This is a genomic window from Pseudomonadota bacterium (assembly GCA_022572885.1).
In the GTDB taxonomy this organism is placed as follows: Bacteria; Pseudomonadota; Gammaproteobacteria; order Steroidobacterales; family MnTg04; genus MnTg04.
Genome location: JACZVC010000031.1, coordinates 1 through 20816 on the forward strand (window position 1 = coordinate 1; position 20816 = coordinate 20816).

The following is a 20816-nucleotide window of genomic DNA, read 5'->3' on the forward strand; positions in this document are numbered from 1 at the left end:
CTGCATTCAGTCTGTTTTGATGGAGGTTAGAGAGGTCCATTCCCTTCGGGAAGTACTGCCTTAGCAGACCATTGGTGTTCTCGTTCGAACCCCGTTGCCAAGGACTTCTTGGATCACAGAATGTCCGTCTTCAAACGAATGGGACAGATATGCTGTCAAGCTAAGCGAGTGTTCTGCTCATCATTTTCATATTACGCGGCGTGCCGTTGATAGTGCAAACGACGTTTCGCGATGGTCCTTTTCTTGATCCTTTTTCTCTTTGTTAAAATCGATTGGCCACGCCCAAAGTAAACATCGGCTGGGGTCAGGTTATTTAAGCTCTCATGGTATCGCTGGTGGTTGTAGTGATCGACGAACGCCTCGATCTGCTTTTCAAGATCACCGGGTAGAAAATAGTTCTCCAGCAATATCCGGTTCTTCAGCGTCTGGTGCCAACGCTCGATCTTGCCCTGCGTTTGCGGATGGTACGGTGCACCGCGAACGTGACTCATCTCATTGTCATTGATCCAGTCAGCAAGCTCGCCGGAGATGTAACTTGACCCATTGTCGGAGAGTAATCTCGGTTTATGAACGACATCGGCTTGGTCACAGCCTGATGCTTGTAAAGCGAGTTCCAACGTCTCAGTGACATCGCGACTGGTCATCGTACTGCACAACTTCCAGGCAATGACGTAACGCGAGAAGTCATCCAGTATCGTGGACAGATACATCCAGCCCCAACCGATGATCTTCAGGTACGTGAAGTCCGTCTGCCACTGCTGATTGATGGCCGTGGTCTTGTCGGTGAACTCGCTGGCGGCTTTCATGACGATGAAAGCCGGGCTGGTGATCAGGTCGTGGGCCTTTAATAGCCGGTAAACCGAGCTTTCCGAGACAAAATAGCCTTCGGTATCCGTGAACGTTACTGCCAGCTCGCGTGGGCTCAGTTCCGGCCTGTCCAGGGCCAGTGTGATTAACCGCTCCCGCACATCATCGGGAATACGGTTCCACACCCGCCCTGGCAGGGGCGCTTTGTCTTCCAGCGCGTCTTCTCCGTTAAGGCGATAGTGTGCGTACCAACGGTAGAACGTGGTACGCGCAACACCGAGCATATCGAGTGTCTGCTTGGCCGGAAGGTGCGATCGCTCTACCAGCCGGATGATCTCAAGCTTCTCAGGGGCTGGGTATCTCATTCGAGTTCGCCCCCATCCCCGAGCATGCTTTTTTTGAGCAGCCGAAGTTCCAGCGTTTGCTCAGCAACCACCTCTTTGAGATCCCGTGCTTCACGCCGCAGATCCGTGACTTCACTCGTGTTGGCCTGGCGGACAATATCGCCGGCGAGGCGCTTCTTGCCAGCCTCCATGAAGTCCTTGGACCATTTGTAATACAGACTCTGGGCGATGCCTTCTCGCCGACACAGCTCGGCAATGCTGTCTTCACCACGCAATCCATCCAGAACAATGCGTATTTTCTCCTCCGCACCGTACTGCTTGCGTGTCTTGCGCTTGATGTCGCGAATGGTCTGTTCTGACGACGAGGGTCGTCCTGTTGGTCTTTGTTTCATCTCAACTCCTCAGGTTAGGATGAACAAAAACACTCTCTTAAACCAGAACTAAATCTGTTCCATAGGTGCTGACGGTATACAACGATAGCTAACTCGTTGAAATCATAGCTTGTTTTCTATTGTTAATACCCCGTAAACCATTGATTTTATTGATCAAGAGTTAACTGACTTGTCGGTCTTTTTGTAGGCTCTTATACCAATACACGCATTGCGTGTATGTCCGCTTCCCGCATGCCGATGAATGGCCCTCTTGCCCGTTATTTGACCGTTATTTACGGACAATGCCCTGTTATTGGCCTGTATTAACAGGACCGTAATCACCCGTATTTACGGGTAGACAATGGTCCGCTTTCGGCCAAAGCCAGCCGTCGAGTTTCGTTCAGTCCTTGGTATTCGACCACGATCCCTGAATACCTCCAATAAACATAAGAAGGGGTCCGATCGCCAGCGCAGAGAGAGGATGTTGGTCGACGAATCTAATCGTACTTACGACTGCCATACCTACATGGGTGGAATTCAGTCGTTCCGCCAACCGAGACACCTGATCTGGATCAATATAGACAATAAAACCGCCGAGCAATTTAAAGAAGAACAACCAAGCTATAAGCCCTATAATCGCCATCGCCGGAATACTACCAAAGAACGCGGTGACAAAATGGTCAGATCACGCATTGCGCCACCATCGTATCAATCAGTGCCAGCATGAAAAGAGTTGGATTCTGCACCGATTCATGCGACAAAGTAGGAATTCGCCACAGACAGGCGGTTCAGGAATGCAGAATGAGGGCAATAGGGTGAAATAGACACTGAGCCCGGAAAGAACGATTTCCAGGAAGGAAGTGGAGATGTCATTCATCTATCCCGAAGTTCGGGATTTCGAGCACTCAAAAAAGACCGCCCGCTTCCGAGTAGTGGTGATCGAAAAAGCATACAATTCTGTTGATGAGAGCAAAAGTACGACTGAAGAACTGGAGGAGTTCCATCTCGAATTGAGGCAGGAAAAGAAGGGCGATTTCTCACTTCGCCATGCTAACGACACTTCTGATTGGAATTTCCCGCTGGTCTCTGACAGCATTTCCGGCAGCGTTGTTTTATTCTTTCGTCTGCCGTCACAGCAGAACTTTGATACCAGGATGTACATCAACATTGTATTCAACTGGTTGGGAAAGTGGAAGTTCATAAAGTTCGATAATGCGGTTCACTACGGAACTTTCAGGAAGAAACTGAAATGATGTGACTGCAGTTGCCCGCGAGTTCAGAACAGTTGAAAGCTGCCCAATCGGAACGAGGTGACATCGGCATGCTTGGAAGCCACAAGTGGAAAAGTCGAAAACTGCGGTTCAGATCGCTATGCGCGGCGGCAGCCACCATCGTCTCCCTTGATATGGGCTCAGGGCTCAGCTCTGGCGGAGGAGTGGTGGCAAGCGCTGGAACGCGAGATCATGCAGGCACACGCCTGTGACGTTCACGCCACGCGGATCGTCTCTGATCGAGAAACGAAACGGCTTCATTTGTTCATGGTGATGGTCGTTTGTGCCGACAAAAGAACCTTCACGGCAATTCGACTGAACGAGGACCCCTATTTCTTCGAACGGTTCGGTGCGGGTGAGGTCAGGGCCTGTCCAAAACTCGAATAGACAGGACCATCCGACGACGTGCCATACATTTGCCCCGACCGGGGACGAGCAGGCTTTAGAAGCCTGTCGCCTCGCATTCTTTTTGATCGGCTGGCCAAAGTGAGATCCTGCCAACAGCCTCTGCCCCCCTAACCGCTAACCACTGCAAGGCGCCGACAAAATAACGATCCATAAAACAATCCGTTCCATTCCGGAGCGGTTTTCCATCGGTGACAGCGATCAGGGGGAAAACGCTGGTAACGGCCCCGAAATCCTGAACCGTGTTTTTCTCGATGTCGCACTTGCCAGCCTTGAGTTCGTCGGTCGTGCAAAGGATAGGCCCGAGAATAGCTGGTCGGCCCGGCAATATCTCTCGCGATTGAGTGGGACAAATCCAGTTGTCGTCGGAATCAATCTTACAGCTTTCGCGCACAACAAATGCATCTGGATTATCGGTCTTTATGCGCATTTCGCCGGCTTCAGCATCCAAAATGTGGGTGTAGGTATCTTCGGCCTCGCATTTTGGCATGCCCTGAAATTCACCCCAGGATTCGAGACAGCGCACCGGGTACACCGTCAGCTCGTTTCCTTCGAAATTCACAACGTCAAACGCAAAAAGCGCGTACGCGCCGCCGCCGAGAACTCCCAAGGCTATCAGGCGCTCAATAAGGGTCATATTTCCACTTTCGCAACAAGAGTTTCAGCCCTGCGTTTCCACTTTCGCCACCTACCCTAGGCACAGCGATCGCACCGTCTCGGGATTGACCGGCCAGAGAGAAATCCCGCCCACAAACACTCCAGTCCGGAGAAGCATCCAATGCATACCATGAACAAAATAGCGTCCTTCCACGCAGGCCTCGCCTACCCTTACGGCTTTCCCATCAACAACAACTATCATAGGAAGGAACGTCCGAAACTCTCCGAACTTCAGCTGCTGGATCTGGCACGCTCTGATCCGCATCTGCTCAGGCGTGCACAAGATCTGGCGGCGCGAACCTTGAATGCCCAATCCCGTTACTACCGCCTCGAATGGACACGACCACTCGCGGACCGAAATGACGTTACAGCCAATTCGCACCGAGTCCTCGCTCGCGAACTGCCCCTTGGGGCGCACCTCATTCTTTGCCACGTCCACCACATAGGTATAATGGGCTGCGGTAACGCATTTGGGCGAACCGAAAAAATCGCGACTGCCGGAATATTCACCCGGCATCAATTCGCACCGGACGGGGTAAAAGGTATATTCATCGCCAATGCCGAAAGACTCAGGATTGTTAAAGAAAAATATGACAGTTGACAGAAACAAGCCCGCTATTAGCACTCGAAAAACACCGCCGAGAAAAGCAAGAGTCTTTTTCAGAATCCACATTCCACAGTCCTCTCTTAGAGAGCTGCCAATTAATGTAGCGCGCGCACGCGCCAACCTCTTGGCGCGGATACTAACCTCCTACGATTAGTCGCAGGCCCCACGTAAAGGCGCCTCGGTCTGCGGCACGACAAGATGCGGATCGAGCCGTCGCGCTTCTATCAAATCGGATCTTGCTCTGGTGCAGTTTCCGAGCTTCGCATGAACAGCCGCGCGATAAGCGTAATTTTCTCTAGACGGCTCGAGCTCTATCGCTTTACTCGCATCATTCAGTGCTGCGGCCAAGTTACCCAACATATAATTTACTTTCGAATGCACATACCACCCGAAAGCAAAATCGGGATGTCGCCGTATTACGTTTGATGCCTGCTGCAATACGGGCCGCAGGTTCGCTCCTTCCCCCACGGCCTTGGCGATTGCCGCGCGGATTGCCCGGGCCTGGACTTCGAGTGCCGGCGCAAGGGGCAAATCCTCGTCAATCGAGCCAGCCTCCATGGTTTCTTCGATCGCCCGGCTCAATTCGTTCTGCAGGTTGGAATAATCTTCATAACTCTGAAAGCCACCCGGCTCCATAACGACCTGGGCTCGTGACAGCCGCTGCATGGCGCTCACTGCCAGTGCGTAGGCAAGGGTTTCGGCAGCACCGTCGGTGCCCAGCCTCAGGTCCCTCCGGTAACTTCGGATCGCCTGGATCAGGTTACGTCGCGCCCTGCGGCCGGTTCGGTCCTCGTCGGCCCAAAACAGTGCCATGCGCCCATCGCCGTTATCATGCCAGAGTTCGTTGGACCAATTGGCATAATCGATAGCCGTACGCGGATCGCCTGACAGAATAAGGTGGTGCGCAATGGTGCTGTATTGCTGGCTTAGATGAACAATATCCTCCAGCTGCGCTTGGGCCAGAAATTGCTGTGGGCCGGAGAGCCATTCGACGTCCATCGCAGCCAAAGAAACAGCCGGATCGTCGGGGTTTAATCGTCGTGCCTGCTCCATCGCGTTCCTGGCCTCTGTATAGTGGCCTGCGCGGGCCTCTACGGCTGCCAGATCAATCCAAATCCGAATATCGAAGGGGTCAAGTTCTACTGCTCGCCCAAAGGCACGGGCGGCCCCTGCATAGTTTTGCTCGCCCATGGCCCGCACGCCTTCGCTGACAGCACGAAGCAGGCCCGGTGGGGACGAATCCTCCTGCTCCGGCAGTGTGAGGACCAGGTCCACCTCCTTCGACATTCCACTTTCGTCGGCAAACGCGTCGACCGCCTGTTCCAAGGCTCTGCTCATCCGCTGGCCAAAGCCGCCGAGTGACCTGCTTGAGGCTCGCGCCGCCAGCTCGACTCCCCCGGCCACCCGCAGCCCCGAGCCATCGGAGAGGGTTACGCTTACGGCCGGAAAATAACGGGGCACGGCCTCCGTTCCTTCAAGGGACCTGTAAGCAAGATCCGATATTCCTTTAAGTAGCTCATTATCAATACCGGCTCGCACCCAAATCGTTGCCACGCTGGCCAGATCGACCAGCCCCTGAAGGCGAATGAATATTCCGCCGGGTTGGATATCCTGCCGTAACTGAAGTATCGAATAGAGGCCCGCGAATTGCCGTGCGGCATCCTCGGCCATTTCGTTGCCGCGTCCCGTGCCCTGGAATTCTCCGCGCGAAACAGTCATGGCCTCGGTCTTTAGGTCGACGCCGGTTTCGAACAGGACTGACCTGCCACTTGCCGAAACATGCACGGTGCCCGGCGACAACGGTTTTGGCGTTAACCAGAATCGTGAAAGAAAACCCCCTGTCGTACGTCCTTCGAGCCGGGTCGACATTGGCGTAAACTCGATACCGCTTAATACGTTGCCCCCAAGCATGATCTCCTTCATCGCGTAATCTGCGTTGATCAGAATGCGCGCTGGCACCGAATCGGATGGAAGATTCTCGATGCGCGAATATTGGGGACCTTCCAGGCGATCTGGCATCGGGTCCAGAGAGACCTGCGGCCACAGCCCCTCGGCCCAAACTGCACGCAATATGAGTATCAGGCTGTCAATATCAATGCGGTTGCGCGGTTCCTTCGCGGCAGCACCGACGAGAATAATGTCGCTGCGATCGGCCGAAAAAACGAACCCGTGGACTCGCGAGATTGCTCCAGGATAGCGAAGATGCTCCGGCAGTTTACCCCAGGCACCAACGTGGCGCTGAGCAGCCTCATACAACCGTCGCAATGAAATAATAACTGGCCGGTTGACGCGCTCAAGCGCACCGCCGCCCTCCAGTCCATTGACCCCGGCCAGCATCAGCGCATTCAGGGTCACTTCGAGCCGCACGCCACCCACTTCCCTGACGCGCGCGCGAACGACGGGATCGCTTAGCGCATCGATCAGAGACGATGTCGGTTCTACACTCGTGCCCACGCCTGACGGGGCCGGCACGGTTATGAAAAGCTCTTTTCGTGGAGCGCCGGGCTGGGCGTCTTCAACTGCGCGATAGAGCGGGGTGAGGTCAATTCTACCGCCTTCTTTCAAAATAATGCGCTCGCCATCCTCATCGTAGATGAGATGCCATTCCTGATCGAAAAATGGCGTTCCCGCGTCTTCGGGTGGAGCCTGGTCCTCCGTCCGACGCTGTTCCAGGGCATCTTGCCAGCCGGTGACGCCGCCCCGGTTGAGAATTTCGTTGGCCTGCCTGAGAGCGTCAGAATCTCCAAGATTGATTCCTTTGCGTTGCTGAGCACCGGGACCGCTGGACAACGTGTCCACAACATTCGCTGCCCGGTTTGCATAGGACCGAGCTTGGGTTATTTTCCGGGCTGCGTCTTTATAGAGCTGTTGCTTCGCGACCGGGTCGGCCTCGTTTTCCGCTAGTGCGACCGAACGCTGGGCGGCTTCGACCAACTGCAATGAGGCCTCATGGTAGCTTTCAACGTTGCCTATGAAATCTGTCGCACTGACCGCCTCTCCCGATACAGGTCTGCCAACGCCACCGCTATCCTCTCCGCCACCGCTATCCAGTTTTGCGGCGGCTTCGCGCAACTGGGCCAACCGGTTTTTCAGCGCTGCATTTTGTCCCCCGAGCAACTTCAGATCTTGGGAGCAAAGAGCATTAATCTCCTGGAAATCGCTGTTGGTCTCACCACTTGTGGATGACTCAAATGTCTGAGCCCCAGAGTCCTGTGCCGGTGCGACCGACGGCACTGCCAGCAGTGCGGTCGCCAGCACCAGCGAACAGAGACGTTTACTCATTCTTTCGTCAACTCCACCGTTGCCGTAAAGAATCCAGTTACAACTACCGGACCTTCCGGCTGCTCCGATTCATAGGTCATCGTGAATTGCTCTTCCGACTTGAGAATGATCCCCCGATCAACCGAAAACAGAATTGCTGCCGCGCCGTCATATCCGAGAAGTCTGCCAGTGCTGGCCATCTCGGGACTTTCGACTAAACTAAGTTCGACATTCCCACCGATCACAGCCAGCAATTCACCTCCGCGCCGGGCAAATCCAATCAGTTCAGCATTGTAGTTTCGCTCGGCCCGGCCCAAGGCGCCCAGCGGCACGATTTGCGTAGCCATCGCCCATTGATCGCCCACGCTCACGGGATAATCGGGCAGGAGGATCTGCTCCTTCATGGCCAATTGCTCCGCCCAATCAATTGTTTTCGGGTCTTCGATCGGCTCGCCATTCTCGTCTTCAAAATAAACGTCTGCGATATTCCCGGTCGGGCCATGAACGCTAATAGCTACTGTCCGAAGCATTTTTTCGAACTCTGCACGCTGTCCTGCATCCACCAGTTGGTCCTTGTCCGAAACTCGGGAGTCGTACATCAGGACCGGCTCATTATCGATGAGGGTCATCGCCTGCAGATCCAGGAAAACGGTTTCCATTTCGATCTGACCGAACCGGGAAACTGATAACACGTCGTTTGCAAAGGCCAATGATGTGATGTTCTTGAACGAAAACGTTTGTTCATTTGATTCGTTGGCAACCATAACAAGACCGGTACTCATTCTGTATTGTCGTCTTTCCCCGGGAGCACCCTTGATCTCAAGAAGAGTCGGTGGCAGATCGATGAAATCTGACGGCAACTCCTTGGCAATAGCCAAGTCATGCACTGTCATGGTCGGTTCGTCGGATATCCGACTCCCATACCAAGCCAGGAATCCGATCGCAAAGACCAAGAGGACCAGGAGAACACCGACCCCGATGAGCAGTTTTTTGAAGAAACGCCAGATCCTGTGCGACATTTGTAAAACTCCGCTTCGCGACCAACTATCGCGCGCGCTACTCAAATCCTTCCAATGAGGATGAGAATTGACGGCTCGCCCCTCGGAGGCGATCAAGTGCCTCCACATACCAGTCTCGTGCTATTTCGAATTCCAAAGCGTCACCGCGTCTGGCGCTCTCGGCCAGGGCGAGTATAGCGCTGGCGCACTCCTGATAATTGGGCAGTATCATCAAGTATCGCTTGGCGTCCCCCTCGGGCGGCATCGTTTGAAGCAAGCTCTTGAGAGCGGCGTCGAGCCGAAGAGCGCTCGCTTCGAGGTCTTGCGCTCTAGCGACATCGGCGGGATCACTTCTGTCGGCCAGAATAACTGCAACGTTGGTCAGTTCTGCGGCAGCAGTCACCCAGTGTCCGTAATACGCCGTTTCTTCAGCCGAACTGCTTTGGGCGCTTGCCGCATTGATCGACAGCCAACCAACCCAAACACTCAACACCGCCGACAGAACCATTTGCCGAATCACGAGGAAAGGCAAACCGGAACTCATTGCGAATCCTCGTCCGCGATCGATTGCATCAATAAGGCGATCTTCGATTGTGCAATCAGCGTGGCCTCGGCGCGGGCAAGGCGCTCGGCCTGCCGCCGCACTTTTTGGCCCTGCACATGTATGCGGCCGCGCCACGCCTGCTCGTTGCCTTCCATGCGATCAAGCCGATCCTGCGCATCGTTCAACTGTCCCATCGCGAGTACAAAATGAGCGACGTCTGCGCTGAAAACTGTAACATCGGCGATCAGCCCGGCGGGACCGAGATAAGATGACATGCGCGCCGCCGACTGTACGCCAGCCATGCTCAAAAGACTGATCGTATTTGAAGCCTCGCGCGCCACCATGCCTGCCACCGTCAAGGCCGCTGCACGTTCGTCACCGGAAAGCTTCGCGTCGGACAAATTCTGCACGTCGCTGATATTGGGCAGCCGGCTAACGATCTGATCGTACGTTTGCAGCGAACCGCGCGCCGCCAGGCTGAGATTCTGGCTGGCGTCAAGCTTCAGATTAGCGGCAAATGTGATTGCCGACATCGCAAGCCCGATACCAGACTGCATCATATTTTTCTCCAGCCATACTTGTTCGAGAGCAAAACCCTCGATTTCCCTGATCAGCCGGCGTCGGTCATCGCCAATTCCGCTTTTGTCGACACGAAGATATATCTGAAAAGCTTGGTTCAGCCTGGCCAGACGTTCACTGGCGGCCTGACGGTCGCTCGCGGCGTTCGAGCGCTCATCCAGTAGCGATTGCCGAAAATCAGCACTCGCGATCGTGCCTCCGATTAATCGCAATTGCCGAAACTGCTGCTCCGACTCTTCGAAGGCGTCGGCAAATTCGTCAAGTATCTCTTGGTCATTTGCCGCAATCAACTCATCCCGAATTTGCCGGATCTCGCGCCACTGGTTCCAGGCAGTTTCTATTTCGCTGTAATAGCTGTCCCATTGGCGGGCCAAGGACTTGGAAAGGCAATCTGAAAGGGATGTACAGACGCTTTGCTGGCCGAACGCCGGAGGAGATGAGGTCAGTCCATGCATCAGCATCCCGGCGATAAGGGCGGACAGCGTAATTCCAAGGCCACGGAAAATCTTAATTTCACTTACTCCAACGGAATCGGGCAAGAAAATTACAACACCTATTGCTCGAGCAGATCATGAAAATCGCAAAGGGAATTGCAGCGGCCACCGGCAACAGTAAGCAAATCGAAAGTCTCCTGTTCTCGATATAGCAGGGCCTTATCCACCAGCGTGCCGCCTAACTAATAATTATATTGCAAAAGTGCCGTATTTAATCCCGTGCAGTACAAAATGTGCAGGTCCGCTTTGGGTCGTTAGCGGCCCCTTTGGTCAATATTACCCGAAGGTCCGCTTTCGGGAGTATAGCGGTCGTTCAAAACGCTAGAAAATCACTAATCTAACAGGCCGCTAACGGCCAGAACCGGACATTGCGATGGCAAGGACTGGCCAAGAATGCCTATCTCAAGACTTCAAGAATCGGTGTGGATGTCTATACTGAAGAATAGGTATCCGATGTGCGGCGTCTATTGGCAACGGTTCGTCAATAATTAATGTACCGGGGATAATCAAATGAACATCCATCCAGTTATCGCTGTGAGCTTGCTGCTTGCTCTTGTTGCGGCGATCAACTCTTGCGGGGGCGGCAGTTCCGGACCAGTCAGTCAACCACCGCCGCCGGTTTCGCTGGAGACAGGCGTACAGCGAGTTTTCAATCAGCTCACATTCAATCTTCCGGTCGCCCTGATTCAGGCGCCCAGCGATATTTCACGGTGGTTTGTCGTTGAGCAGTCAGGTGTCATAAGAGTGTTCAATAATGACCCGACCGTATCTTCGAGTTCCGTGTTCATCGATATCAGTGGTCGAGTAAATTCCGGGCCCAGCGAAGCCGGTTTACTTGGTATGGCCTTTCACCCTGATTTTGCCGCCAATGGCCACGTTTTCCTTTCTTACACTCGAACCGGATCGCCGCTCGTATCGGTCATTTCGCGCTTCGTCATCGATCCTGCAACAGGAGATCTTGACGAAACTTCAGAGTTCGAAATCCTGACTGTCCCACAGGATTTTTCAAATCACAATGGCGGCAACATCGCGTTTGGGCAGGACGGGTTTCTTTATATCGGGTTTGGCGATGGTGGCAGCGGAGGTGATCCTAACGAACGTGCGCAGGACACTAGCCATATCTTGGGCAGTATCGTGCGCCTTGATATCGATGTCGCGCCGCCAACTCGTTACGCGATTCCAGCGACTAATCCATTTTCGTCCAATACGAACTGCGTTGATGGCGTCGGTGTGATGCCTTGCCCGGAGATATATGCCTGGGGGTTTCGAAATCCCTGGCGCTTCAGCTTTGACAGTCAGACCGGGGAACTCTGGGTTGGCGATGTCGGGCAAGCTGACTGGGAAGAAATCGACCGGGTCGAACTGGGAATGAATTATGGCTGGGACGAGCGAGAGGGCGCACATTGTTTTGAACCATCCACAGGTTGTTCAACCAACAACGTTGATCCAATCACCGAATATGGTCATGTCGGTGGAAATATTTCGGTAACCGGAGGATTCGTGTATCGTGGCGCCGCCATTCCGAATTTGCAGGGTTTCTATGTATTTGGCGACTTCGGCTCTGGTCGTATATGGGGTGTGCCGGCGACCAGCGTGCAAGGCACTGCACCCGACGAGCTTGACGATACTACGCTCAGTATCTCGTCGTTCGCAGAGGGCGCGGACGGTGAATTGTATGCACTGAATTACGGCGCCGGGGAAATCTATCAGATCATTGATGTTCCCTGACTTGGCTGCGTCCTGTCACCTTTTTTTCTAAAAAATGCTCTGGCCGACTACGACGGAGTTTTATTAATGGGTCAAAAATCAGGTATTGAGATCGCTCGTGCAGGCCATTGCCCTGATCGAGAAACCGGATATCGTTGAGCAGACCTTGACACACCTCAACCGCTAGCGCTTATCGTACAGTCCAGTATCAAAGGAGAATGACCGCTTTGGGTCGTAAGCGGACATTATCCTGACGCCATTATCGCTCTTGGGCAAGGGCCCTCGTTTGTCAGGCTTTAGGAAATCGTTCGTCCACGATCGAGGGTCTATTCGTAGGGGCCTGCGCCGGGGCAGCGGGACCGGAGCTTACGCACGCTCTGGAAGAGCTTCCCACCGTTACGTAAATATTACGTAAACGGGCCGGCCCGACCTGCTGCCGAGCCTAACCCGTTGTTTTTATTGGCGTCCCCAGGGGGAGTCGAACCCCCGTTGCCGCCGTGAAAGGGCGGTGTCCTAGGCCTCTAGACGATGGGGACGAGGCTATGTCCTTATTCGTGGTCCTGGCGCGGCGCCTGTGAATTCTGGTGGAGCTAGACGGGATCGAACCGACGACCTCTTGCATGCCATGCAAGCGCTCTCCCAGCTGAGCTATAGCCCCACGAAGAGTCGCGCACTTTACGGTAGCCTCCGGAGCCTGTCAAGAATACGCGACCACCGCTGTCAGGCCTGAAAACTAGGTCTTTTCGGCGTTTTCCAAGCCATCGATATAGGCCAGCGCGCGGTCCAGCCTGGCCAGGGTTTTGTCCCGTCCCAGCAGCTCCAGCGTAATATCGATCGGTGGTGAAACCGGGCCGCCACACACGGCCACGCGCACCGGCTGTGCGACCTTGCCAAGCTTCAGGTCCATGGCCTCGGCGGTCGCCATCACGACTTGGTGGATCGGCTCCGCCTGCCAGTCGTCCAGCGCCGCCAGCGCCTTGCGTACCTTGGCCAGGGCCTCACGGCTGCTGGCTTTGAGATTCTTGCGGGCGGCCTTTTCGTGGTAATCGTCGAAATCCTGGTAGAAAAACACGCTGCTCTGCGCCATCTCGTGCAGGGTCTGGGCGCGCTCGCGTAATGCATCGACCACCCCTTCGGCGGGCGGGCCGGCAGCGGTATCCACGCCGAGACATTCGAGCTGGTGCTGCAACTCGCAAGCCAGCCGATCGGTCCCGGCCTTCATGATGTGCTGCTGGTTGATCCACAACAGCTTTTCCGGGTTGAACGTGGACGCCGCCTTGTTGACATCGGCGATATCGAACAACTCGCACATCTCGTCCACGGTGAACAACTCCTGGTCGCCGTGCGACCAGCCCAGGCGGACCAGGTAATTGAGCATCGCCTCGGGCAAAAAGCCTTCCTGGCGATAATGCAGCACGCTGACCGCGCCATGGCGTTTTGACAACCGCGAACCGTCCTGGCCCAGGATCATCGGCAGATGGGCGTATTGTGGTAGCTCCGCACCCAGCGCCTTGCAGATATTGATCTGGCGGGGCGTGTTGTTGAGGTGGTCGTCGCCGCGGATGACATGGCTGATTTCCATGTCCCAGTCGTCGATGACGACGGAGAAATTGTAGGTCGGGGTGCCATCGGATCGCACCAGCACCAGGTCGTCCAGCTCCTTGTTCTCGAAAACCACGGGTCCGCGCACCAGGTCATCGACCACCACCTGGCCATCCTCGGGGTTTTTGAAACGCACGACCGGCTTGACCCCTGGCACCGGCTCGCGCCCGTCACGGCAACGGCCGTTATAACGCGGCTTTTCCTTGCGCGCCATTTGCGCCTTGCGCATCTCGTCCAGCTCCTCCTTGCTGCAATAGCAGTGGTAGGCATCGCCCTGCTCGAGTAGCTGGTCGGTCAGTTCCTGGTAGCGCTCCAGGCGGTCGGTCTGGAAGAACGGGCCCTCGTCCGGGCGCAAGCACAGCCATTCCATGCCATCGAGGATGACCTGGATCGCCTCTTCGGTCGAACGCTCGCGATCGGTGTCCTCGATACGCAGGATGAAGGTGCCGCCGTGTCTTTTGGCGTACAACCAGCAAAACAACGCGGTGCGGACACCGCCGATGTGCAGGTAACCGGTCGGGCTGGGTGCGAACCGGGTCCTGACGGGTCTGGCCGGGGATTTTTCTGAACTCATTGCTCGTGTCAACTTTTGCCGCCGGGGTTTTTTTTAAAGCCGATTCGCCCCGAATCCATTGCTGTTCTTAGGATGCGCATTCTAGCAGAACAAAAAAGGGGACAGATTTATTTATTGCAGCCGCGATTGGCGTTCGCATCGGGCCTGAAAGCCCGCCTACCAACATTTTCCGGCATTGGCGGTATTTATAACCGTTGGTGGAAAACCTCTTCGGGCCTGAAGGCTCTCCTGAGCAAGGAAGATAAATCGGGAAACTGCATCGCTGGCCGTGCGCCGTTGGTACATCGGCCGTCCGCCAGCTAACATGGTCAGCTTCGTATCCTCGGGATCAGGAATTGGCGGAACAAAACAACAACCTCAGCCGCTTCGAACGCGTTATTGCGCTGTTCACCAAGGTTCGTGCCGGCGAAGGCCGCTCCATCGCGTTGTTTTCGCTGTATGCGCTGGTCCTGATGTTGAGTTATTACCTGTTCAAGACCATGCGCGAGACGCTGATCCTGACCGAGTTCAGCGCCGAAGTCAGAAGTTACGCAACCGCCGCCATTACGCTGATGCTGTTTTTCATCGTGCCCCTTTATGGCGTCTTGTTCCGCCAGGGCAACAAAGAGCAGCTGATCCGCTGGATCACACTATTCTTCGCTTCCAACGTCCTGATTTTCTACATGATGGGCAAAGCCGGCATGGAGTTCAGTTTTCTCTATTATATCTGGGTCGGCATTTTTGGGGTCATGATGATCGCCCAGTTCTGGGCTTTCGCCGCGGATCATTTCAACATCAAGACCGGCCAGCGATTGTTCCCGATCATCATGGCCGGCCAGGCATTCGGCGCGGTCATCGGCGCCCAGCTTTTCTCGCTGCTTTTCCCGCATCTGGGTGCTTACAATCTGATGCTGGTGGCGGGCGCGCTGCTGGCAGGAACCACCTGGTTTACCGGCCGATCCGGTCGTTCGGTGCCAAAAGAATCCGCCGCGGTTTACGCCGAACCCACTGCGGAGGACGAGAAACAACTCGATAACGTGCTCGGCGGATTTTCGGTGATCCGGAACAACCGTTACCTGATGTTGATCGCCGCAGTCGCCGTGTTGCTGAACTGGATCAACAGCACCGGCGAATATATTTTTGCCGAATGGGTCTCGACCCTGGCCGCCAACGCCGATGCCGAAAAATCCAGTACCATCGCCAGGTTGTATGGCATTTATTTTACCGCTGCGACGGTCCTCGGGTTTCTGTTGCAGATTTTCCTGGTGTCGCGCATTTATCGCTGGATCGGTGTAGGCGGCGCCTTGCTGATCCTACCGATCATCGCAATGGTCGGTTACGGAATGATCGTGTTTGTCCCGGTTTTCAGCCTGATCTGGCTAGTCAAGGTGGTAGAAAACGCCACCGATTACTCGATCATGAACACGACCCGCCAAGCGATCTATCTGCCGCTGACGCAACGGGAAAAATACGAAGGCAAAACCGCAATCGACACTTTTTTCTGGCGCATCGGCGACCTGATCCAAGCCGGCGTCATTTATATCGGGTTGCACTGGCTCGGCTTCGAGATAACCCACTTCGCGTTGCTCAACATGGTGCTGGCATCGGTCTGGATCTGGCTGGCCGTACTCATCGGCCGCCGTTATCACCAACTGGCCAAGACCAATATTTCCAGCGTGCCGCCAACGCTTTTCCGGCCGATCCCCGATGTCTATGCGCCAGCCGGCAGCCCATTGGCCTTCGAGCTCGATCATGACCATTTCCACGACACCGACCCTGGTGACGTGCTGACGCTGAGCGCTTGCATGGAGAATTCGGACGAACTGCCCGCGTGGCTTAGTTTTGAGGCGGTCACCCGTGCCTTTGCCGGCATGGTGCCCACCGATATCGACGAAGTGACCACGCTGACCGTCACCGCCACCGATTTCGACGGGCTGTGCATATCGACCCGGTTGATTATCCGGCACCGATGACCAGCGCTTGTGCCCGCTGATGCATCGGCTTGATTGTTGACGAATCCCTAGTCCGATTTTCTGGTCAGATAAACACCGGTTGCCAGAATAAGCAGGCCGACTGCCGATCCCATCTTCTGCTGAGTCCCAAACCCAGGATCGTCACCGACTCCGATTACATCAGCAAGCAAAGAGATCAACAGTAGTCCGGCACCTATGACTATGACAATCGTCGCCGCGTTTATTTTATCCAACACGGTCAAATCCCCCATTTTTTGAGTACGCCCAGAGTATACGCCAATGACCTCGTTCTGGTGGGCGGCGGCTCCTGGTGCCCGCCACAATTGACGCAAGGCCAGGCCAGACCCTAATATTCACCCCCCCCTGTCCGCGCCATCGTGGGTGATTAGCTCAGCGGGAGAGCGCTGCTTTCACACGGCAGAGGTCACTGGTTCAATCCCAGTATCACCCACCAGTTTTTCCCTCTACCTTTCAAAGAGTTAGCGTCAACTCACTAGAGCACTGCTTTTTGCCGGATTGCTCACTGCCGGAATTTTTGCCGGGATTTTTCCCGAACTCCTCCGGCCAGTCGCAAAACCGTCGTACGCTTCTGCTCACAGATCGAGTCAACCGCGTGCAACAATCTCCCAAGCAATGCCTGGGGTCGGCACATTGTAACCGCACCATACCGAGCATAGGGAATTGCACATTCGACAGGTGCGGCGTCCATCAAGACCTCGTAACCAACGTCAGTACCGTATCGAGTTGGTGCCGAGTTCATGTCGGCAGGGCACTCGTCAGCTTATACATGCTAAAATCGCTACAAATATGCATAACAGCGAATCGGGCCATCGGAACTGTGTCAGCATGCCACACCTTCTAGAATCAGTCGCTCTTATCGGCTCGTACCTGCCGAGACAGTGTGGTATCGCCACCTTTACGGCTGATCTAGCCACCGCGATTATCGACAACGGTCCAAACATTGACTGCACTATCGTAGCCATGAACGATCGGCGTGAGGGGTACGAGTATCTGGAATCGGTCAAATTTCAGATTAGCCAGAACGAATTGAATGAATACCGTCGCGCCGCAGATTTCCTGAACCTGCGCAATCCGGATGTAGTTTGTCTGCAACACGAATACGGAATATTCGGTGGTCAACGCGGCAGCTTCATTATTGAACTCGTACAGAACTTGAAAAGCCCCTTGATAACCACCTTGCACACAATATTGAGAAATCCATTAGCAGAGGAACGAACGATCATCAATCAGCTATCGGAACTGTCCTACCGCTTGGTGGTCATGAGTGAGCTCGGTGCTGATTTTCTAAGAGATATATATCAAGTTCCAGCGAGCAAGATAGCTCTCATCCATCATGGAATCCCCGATGTGCCTTTTTTGGATCCGGATCCATGTAAGAGCAAGGTCGCCGCAGACGACAAAATTGTGATCCTGACATTTGGCCTGCTCTCGCCCGGCAAGGGTATCGAGTTTATGATTGATGCCCTGCCGAACATCGTCAGCTCACATCCGGAAGTACTCTATTTCGTGGTTGGTGCCACTCATCCAAACTGCAGGAGCGAAAGTGGCGAGGCCTATCGCCTGAGTTTGCACCGCCGGGCAAAGGATTTGGGCGTCGCCGACCACATTGTGTTCCATGATCGATTCTTAGAGCGAGATGAATTGCTTGAGATCATTCGGGCTGCCGATATCTATGTCACCCCGTACCTGAATGAGGCTCAGATTGTATCCGGAACGCTCGCCTACGCAGTGGGAGCGGGAAAAGCCGTCGTCTCCACCCCGTATTGGCATGCAAAGGAGATGTTGGCTGATGGTCGAGGCAGGCTCGTACCATTTAAAGATCACCTGGCTTTGGCGCACGAGATCAATCAACTTCTGGACTTTCCAGAGGACCGACTCAAGATGCGCCGCGCAGCTTACGAATATTCCCGACCCATGGTGATGAAGGAGATGGGCCGCCGGTATCTGGAATTGTTTTCGCGAGCCAAGACGCAACATACGCGTATCGGCGATCTGCCGGTACTCGATACGCTGAGTCAGCGCGATCAGCGACTGCCACAGATCAATTTAACGCATCTACGCCATATGACAGATCACACTGGCATGCTCCAGCACGCGAAATTCACGGTTCCAAACCGAGCCCACGGGTACTGTGTCGACGACAACGCTCGGGCACTCATCGTTGTTGCCAGAGCGCATGACCTCGATAGAACCGATACCTCACTGACGGAATTGTCGTCCGTTTATCTCAGTTTCCTGGATGATGCTTTCGATTCAGAAACCGGGCGATTTCACAATTTCATGTCGTACGATCGCAAATGGCTGGACACCATTGGATCCGAGGATTCTCACGGCCGCGCGCTGTGGGCACTGGGCACGATGGCAGGCTGGGGACAAAATTCAGGTCAAGTCGCTCTTGCCATTAAACTCTTCCATGATGCGTTGCCGGCGCTGGAAAGCTTTTCGGATTCGCGTGCCGTAGCATTCCCTATCCTTGGGATTCAGGCGTACCTCCACCGGCACGATAACGATCACCAAGTCCGTGAGCTGCTCAAATCACTGGGCGAGAGACTCCGGACCCGCTTCAGGCAGCACGCCACCAAAGACTGGCAATGGCACGAATTATCACTGACCTACGACAATGCACGGCTACCCGAAGCATTGATAGCCTGTGGTCGCGTTACCAACGATGATGACATGGTGAAGACCGGTATCGAGGTACTCGAATGGTTGAAAGACATCCAGCTCGATTCATCCGGCGGATGGTTTGCACCGGTTGGTAATCAGGGTTGGTTCCGCAAATCCGGCAGCAAAGCGCAATACGATCAACAGCCTCTCGAAGCAGCCGCCATGATCGGCGCCTGTATTCAAGCCCATGAATGCACGCAGCGTGAGGAATGGGTTCAGCTGGCATCGACCTGCTTCAACTGGTATCTGGGTAAGAACGATCAACAAACCCAACTTTATGACCATGCCAGTGGCGGATGCCGCGACGGGCTCACGCGGGACGGTGTCAATGAGAATCAGGGTGCGGAGTCAACGCTGTCGTACCTATCCTCCTTGCTCGCCATTTATAATCTCCGCGGATTGACCGCGAATCATCAGGACGATAAGAAGCCGGCGTTGGAAAAAAATCTGGCGGAAAACCCCGAGACGCAGCTCAAGTCTGCGGGTACTCCTTAAGTCGATGTAACAGTTCGGGAATCGAAACGGTGGCAACTCTGCACCGTTGGTCAGCGATGCCATAAGGGACAATCAACACGTCCCCATGAATCATATTTCCGCAACTATAAACCACATTGGGCACGTAGCCGTCCCGCTCATGCTCATCAGGTGTCAGTATCGGTTCATCTAGCCGACCGATGACCTTGAGCGGATCGTCAATGTCCAACAGCTCGGCCCAGATGCTGTATTTCCGCATTGGTCCGACACCATGGAAAAACGCGAGCCATCCCTCAGACGTCTCCACCGGCGAGCCACAGTTGCCAACCTGAACAAACTCCAGCGGATGAACAGGCTCCTGCAGGAGTTCTGCCTCGTTCCAGAAGCGAAGGCTGTCCGAGAACATGATGTAGTTATTGATACCGTCCTGACGTGACAACATCACATACTGTCCGTTGATCTTCCTGGGAAACAATGCCATGCCCTTATTCTGTACGGCTTTGCCACTGAGTGTATGCATCTTGAAGGTCAGGAAGTCGGTAGTCTCGAGAATCTGCGGCAGTATAAAAAAACCGTCGTATGCAGTGTAAGTGGCATAATAGACAACTGATTTATCATCATCCTCGAAACGCACAAACCGAGCATCCTCGATGCCTGCGCTCTCGTTTTCCGTCACTGGGAAGATCACTCTCTCAGAGATCTGTTGATCAGGACGGAATATCACTTCGTAATTGGACCGAGCTAGCCACAACGCAGTATCGATCGCACGGTGTTTATCTTTCAGTCGAAACTTGGTCGAGCGGAGTTTTTGTATTCGTGTTTCCAGCTCATCAAACGTAAACGTCTCGTCTAATTCTTCCAACAGGTGATTCACGACCCGGTCGCTTGCTCCCATCTCCTCGAGTTTTTGTCGAAAATGAAGACGATGATAGACAGGATCTGTGTGCATCTCAGGGGTGGCCACGTATTGGCTGATGGGATCGAAGTAGATGTCGTGGTTTTCGTCAACGATTCCACTACGAAATTCGATCGAGGACAAATGACCTTCACCTGTCGCCCTGAAGCTCATGATGAATCGCTGCGATCCCTTATCCACGCCTTTCTGGTCAGGGTGCGGAACGATTGAAGGATTAAAGAACGCGGCTGCCTCAACTGAATACTCTGCGGTAAAGTAGGCACCAAGCAAAAGCCGTTGCTCTGACGCCAAAGAAATATGTTTTGGCACGTATTCTGCAATACGATTAAAGTTTCTCTCCAGGACCTCTCGATAGTTCCGGTGACGCCCTGAGAATTCTTGAAATACAGCCTCCAGCAAGTGATGTACGTCTTCGTCGCTCAGCTTTGCGACCCGCTCTATCAGGTTCTTGCTGCGTGCCTTGTCTCCTGGAATATGTGGCCGGGTAATAACGCGTGAGCTCTCGGCGTTCAACAAGGTTGACCGCCGTTTGACCAGTTGCTCGCGTTGTTCTTGAACTCTCATC

16 protein-coding genes, 3 tRNA genes and 1 pseudogene are annotated in these 20816 nt (G+C 54.4%); 7 read left to right on the plus strand and 13 right to left on the minus strand.

The window, feature by feature from the left end:
* Together IIA05_10885 and IIA05_10890 are read right to left on the minus strand one after the other, a co-directional pair.
* A pseudogene (locus tag IIA05_10885) lies at positions 1-121 on the minus strand (IS30 family transposase).
* A gap of 70 nt (positions 122-191) precedes the next feature.
* A protein-coding gene (locus IIA05_10890) for an IS3 family transposase (protein ID MCH9027609.1) occupies positions 192-1543 on the minus strand; the annotation gives its coding sequence in 2 pieces (ribosomal slippage) (positions 192-1205 and positions 1208-1543; 1350 coding nt in all).
* Between the two features lie 460 nt (positions 1544-2003).
* Between IIA05_10890 and IIA05_10895 the strand changes: the two genes are divergently transcribed.
* The 3 genes from IIA05_10895 (at position 2004) to IIA05_10905 (ending at position 3180) form a co-directional block, all read left to right on the plus strand.
* Positions 2004-2249, plus strand: a complete 246-nt coding sequence (locus tag IIA05_10895; protein ID MCH9027610.1) for a hypothetical protein — start codon at positions 2004-2006, stop codon at positions 2247-2249.
* 139 nt (positions 2250-2388) lie between these two features.
* The gene (locus IIA05_10900) at positions 2389-2775 is read left to right on the plus strand and encodes a hypothetical protein (protein ID MCH9027611.1); all 387 of its coding nucleotides are present in this window, start codon (positions 2389-2391) and stop codon (positions 2773-2775) included.
* A gap of 72 nt (positions 2776-2847) precedes the next feature.
* Positions 2848-3180 (plus strand): hypothetical protein, encoded by a 333-nt coding sequence (locus tag IIA05_10905; protein ID MCH9027612.1) that lies wholly within the window; start codon positions 2848-2850, stop codon positions 3178-3180.
* 55 nt (positions 3181-3235) lie between these two features.
* Here the strand turns inward: IIA05_10905 and IIA05_10910 are convergent, their stop codons facing one another.
* The 6 genes from IIA05_10910 to IIA05_10935 all read right to left on the minus strand — a co-directional run bounded on the left by IIA05_10910 (position 3236) and on the right by IIA05_10935 (position 10218).
* Positions 3236-3835, minus strand: coding sequence for a hypothetical protein (locus tag IIA05_10910; protein ID MCH9027613.1), 600 nt, complete (start codon positions 3833-3835; stop codon positions 3236-3238).
* Between the two features lie 51 nt (positions 3836-3886).
* Positions 3887-4528 carry a hypothetical protein gene (locus tag IIA05_10915; GenBank protein ID MCH9027614.1) on the minus strand — a complete coding sequence of 214 codons (642 nt, stop codon included), beginning with the start codon at positions 4526-4528 and terminating at the stop codon, positions 3887-3889.
* Between the two features lie 84 nt (positions 4529-4612).
* A complete protein-coding gene (locus IIA05_10920; GenBank protein ID MCH9027615.1) occupies positions 4613-7744 on the minus strand; it encodes a tetratricopeptide repeat protein in 3132 nt (1043 codons plus the stop codon).
* Positions 7741-8742 carry a hypothetical protein gene (locus IIA05_10925; GenBank protein ID MCH9027616.1) on the minus strand — a complete coding sequence of 334 codons (1002 nt, stop codon included), beginning with the start codon at positions 8740-8742 and terminating at the stop codon, positions 7741-7743. The genes IIA05_10920 and IIA05_10925 overlap by 4 nt, the downstream gene beginning before the upstream one ends.
* A gap of 37 nt (positions 8743-8779) precedes the next feature.
* Entirely contained in the window at positions 8780-9265 is a 486-nt protein-coding gene (locus tag IIA05_10930; protein ID MCH9027617.1) for a hypothetical protein, read from the minus strand.
* Entirely contained in the window at positions 9262-10218 is a 957-nt protein-coding gene (locus IIA05_10935) for a hypothetical protein (protein MCH9027618.1), read from the minus strand. The genes IIA05_10930 and IIA05_10935 overlap by 4 nt, the downstream gene beginning before the upstream one ends.
* A gap of 630 nt (positions 10219-10848) precedes the next feature.
* Here IIA05_10935 and IIA05_10940 point away from each other — a divergent pair.
* Complete coding sequence (locus IIA05_10940; GenBank protein MCH9027619.1) at positions 10849-12066, plus strand: PQQ-dependent sugar dehydrogenase; 1218 nt, start codon at positions 10849-10851, stop codon at positions 12064-12066.
* A 439-nt stretch (positions 12067-12505) separates the two neighbouring features.
* Here IIA05_10940 and IIA05_10945 read toward each other — a convergent pair.
* The 3 genes from IIA05_10945 to gltX all read right to left on the minus strand — a co-directional run bounded on the left by IIA05_10945 (position 12506) and on the right by gltX (position 14221).
* A tRNA-Glu gene (locus tag IIA05_10945) sits at positions 12506-12581 on the minus strand.
* A 46-nt stretch (positions 12582-12627) separates the two neighbouring features.
* A tRNA-Ala gene (locus IIA05_10950) sits at positions 12628-12703 on the minus strand.
* Positions 12704-12778: 75 nt separating this feature from the next.
* Complete coding sequence (gene gltX / locus IIA05_10955) at positions 12779-14221, minus strand: glutamate--tRNA ligase (protein MCH9027620.1); 1443 nt, start codon at positions 14219-14221, stop codon at positions 12779-12781.
* Positions 14222-14556: 335 nt separating this feature from the next.
* On the opposite strand from gltX, the gene IIA05_10960 reads away from it, so the two are divergent.
* On the plus strand, positions 14557-16173 hold the full coding sequence (locus tag IIA05_10960) for a putative Ig domain-containing protein (protein ID MCH9027621.1): 1617 nt from the start codon (positions 14557-14559) through the stop codon (positions 16171-16173).
* 47 nt (positions 16174-16220) lie between these two features.
* Here the strand turns inward: IIA05_10960 and IIA05_10965 are convergent, their stop codons facing one another.
* On the minus strand, positions 16221-16409 hold the full coding sequence (locus IIA05_10965) for a hypothetical protein (GenBank protein MCH9027622.1): 189 nt from the start codon (positions 16407-16409) through the stop codon (positions 16221-16223).
* Between the two features lie 143 nt (positions 16410-16552).
* Between IIA05_10965 and IIA05_10970 the strand changes: the two genes are divergently transcribed.
* Both IIA05_10970 and IIA05_10975 read left to right on the plus strand, forming a co-directional pair.
* Positions 16553-16627 (plus strand) — tRNA-Val (locus tag IIA05_10970).
* Positions 16628-17019: 392 nt separating this feature from the next.
* Complete coding sequence (locus IIA05_10975) at positions 17020-19356, plus strand: glycosyltransferase family 4 protein (GenBank protein MCH9027623.1); 2337 nt, start codon at positions 17020-17022, stop codon at positions 19354-19356.
* Here IIA05_10975 and IIA05_10980 read toward each other — a convergent pair.
* Complete coding sequence (locus IIA05_10980) at positions 19334-20815, minus strand: glycoside hydrolase family 130 protein (GenBank protein MCH9027624.1); 1482 nt, start codon at positions 20813-20815, stop codon at positions 19334-19336. The genes IIA05_10975 and IIA05_10980 overlap by 23 nt on opposite strands.
* Position 20816 lies beyond the last annotated feature (1 nt).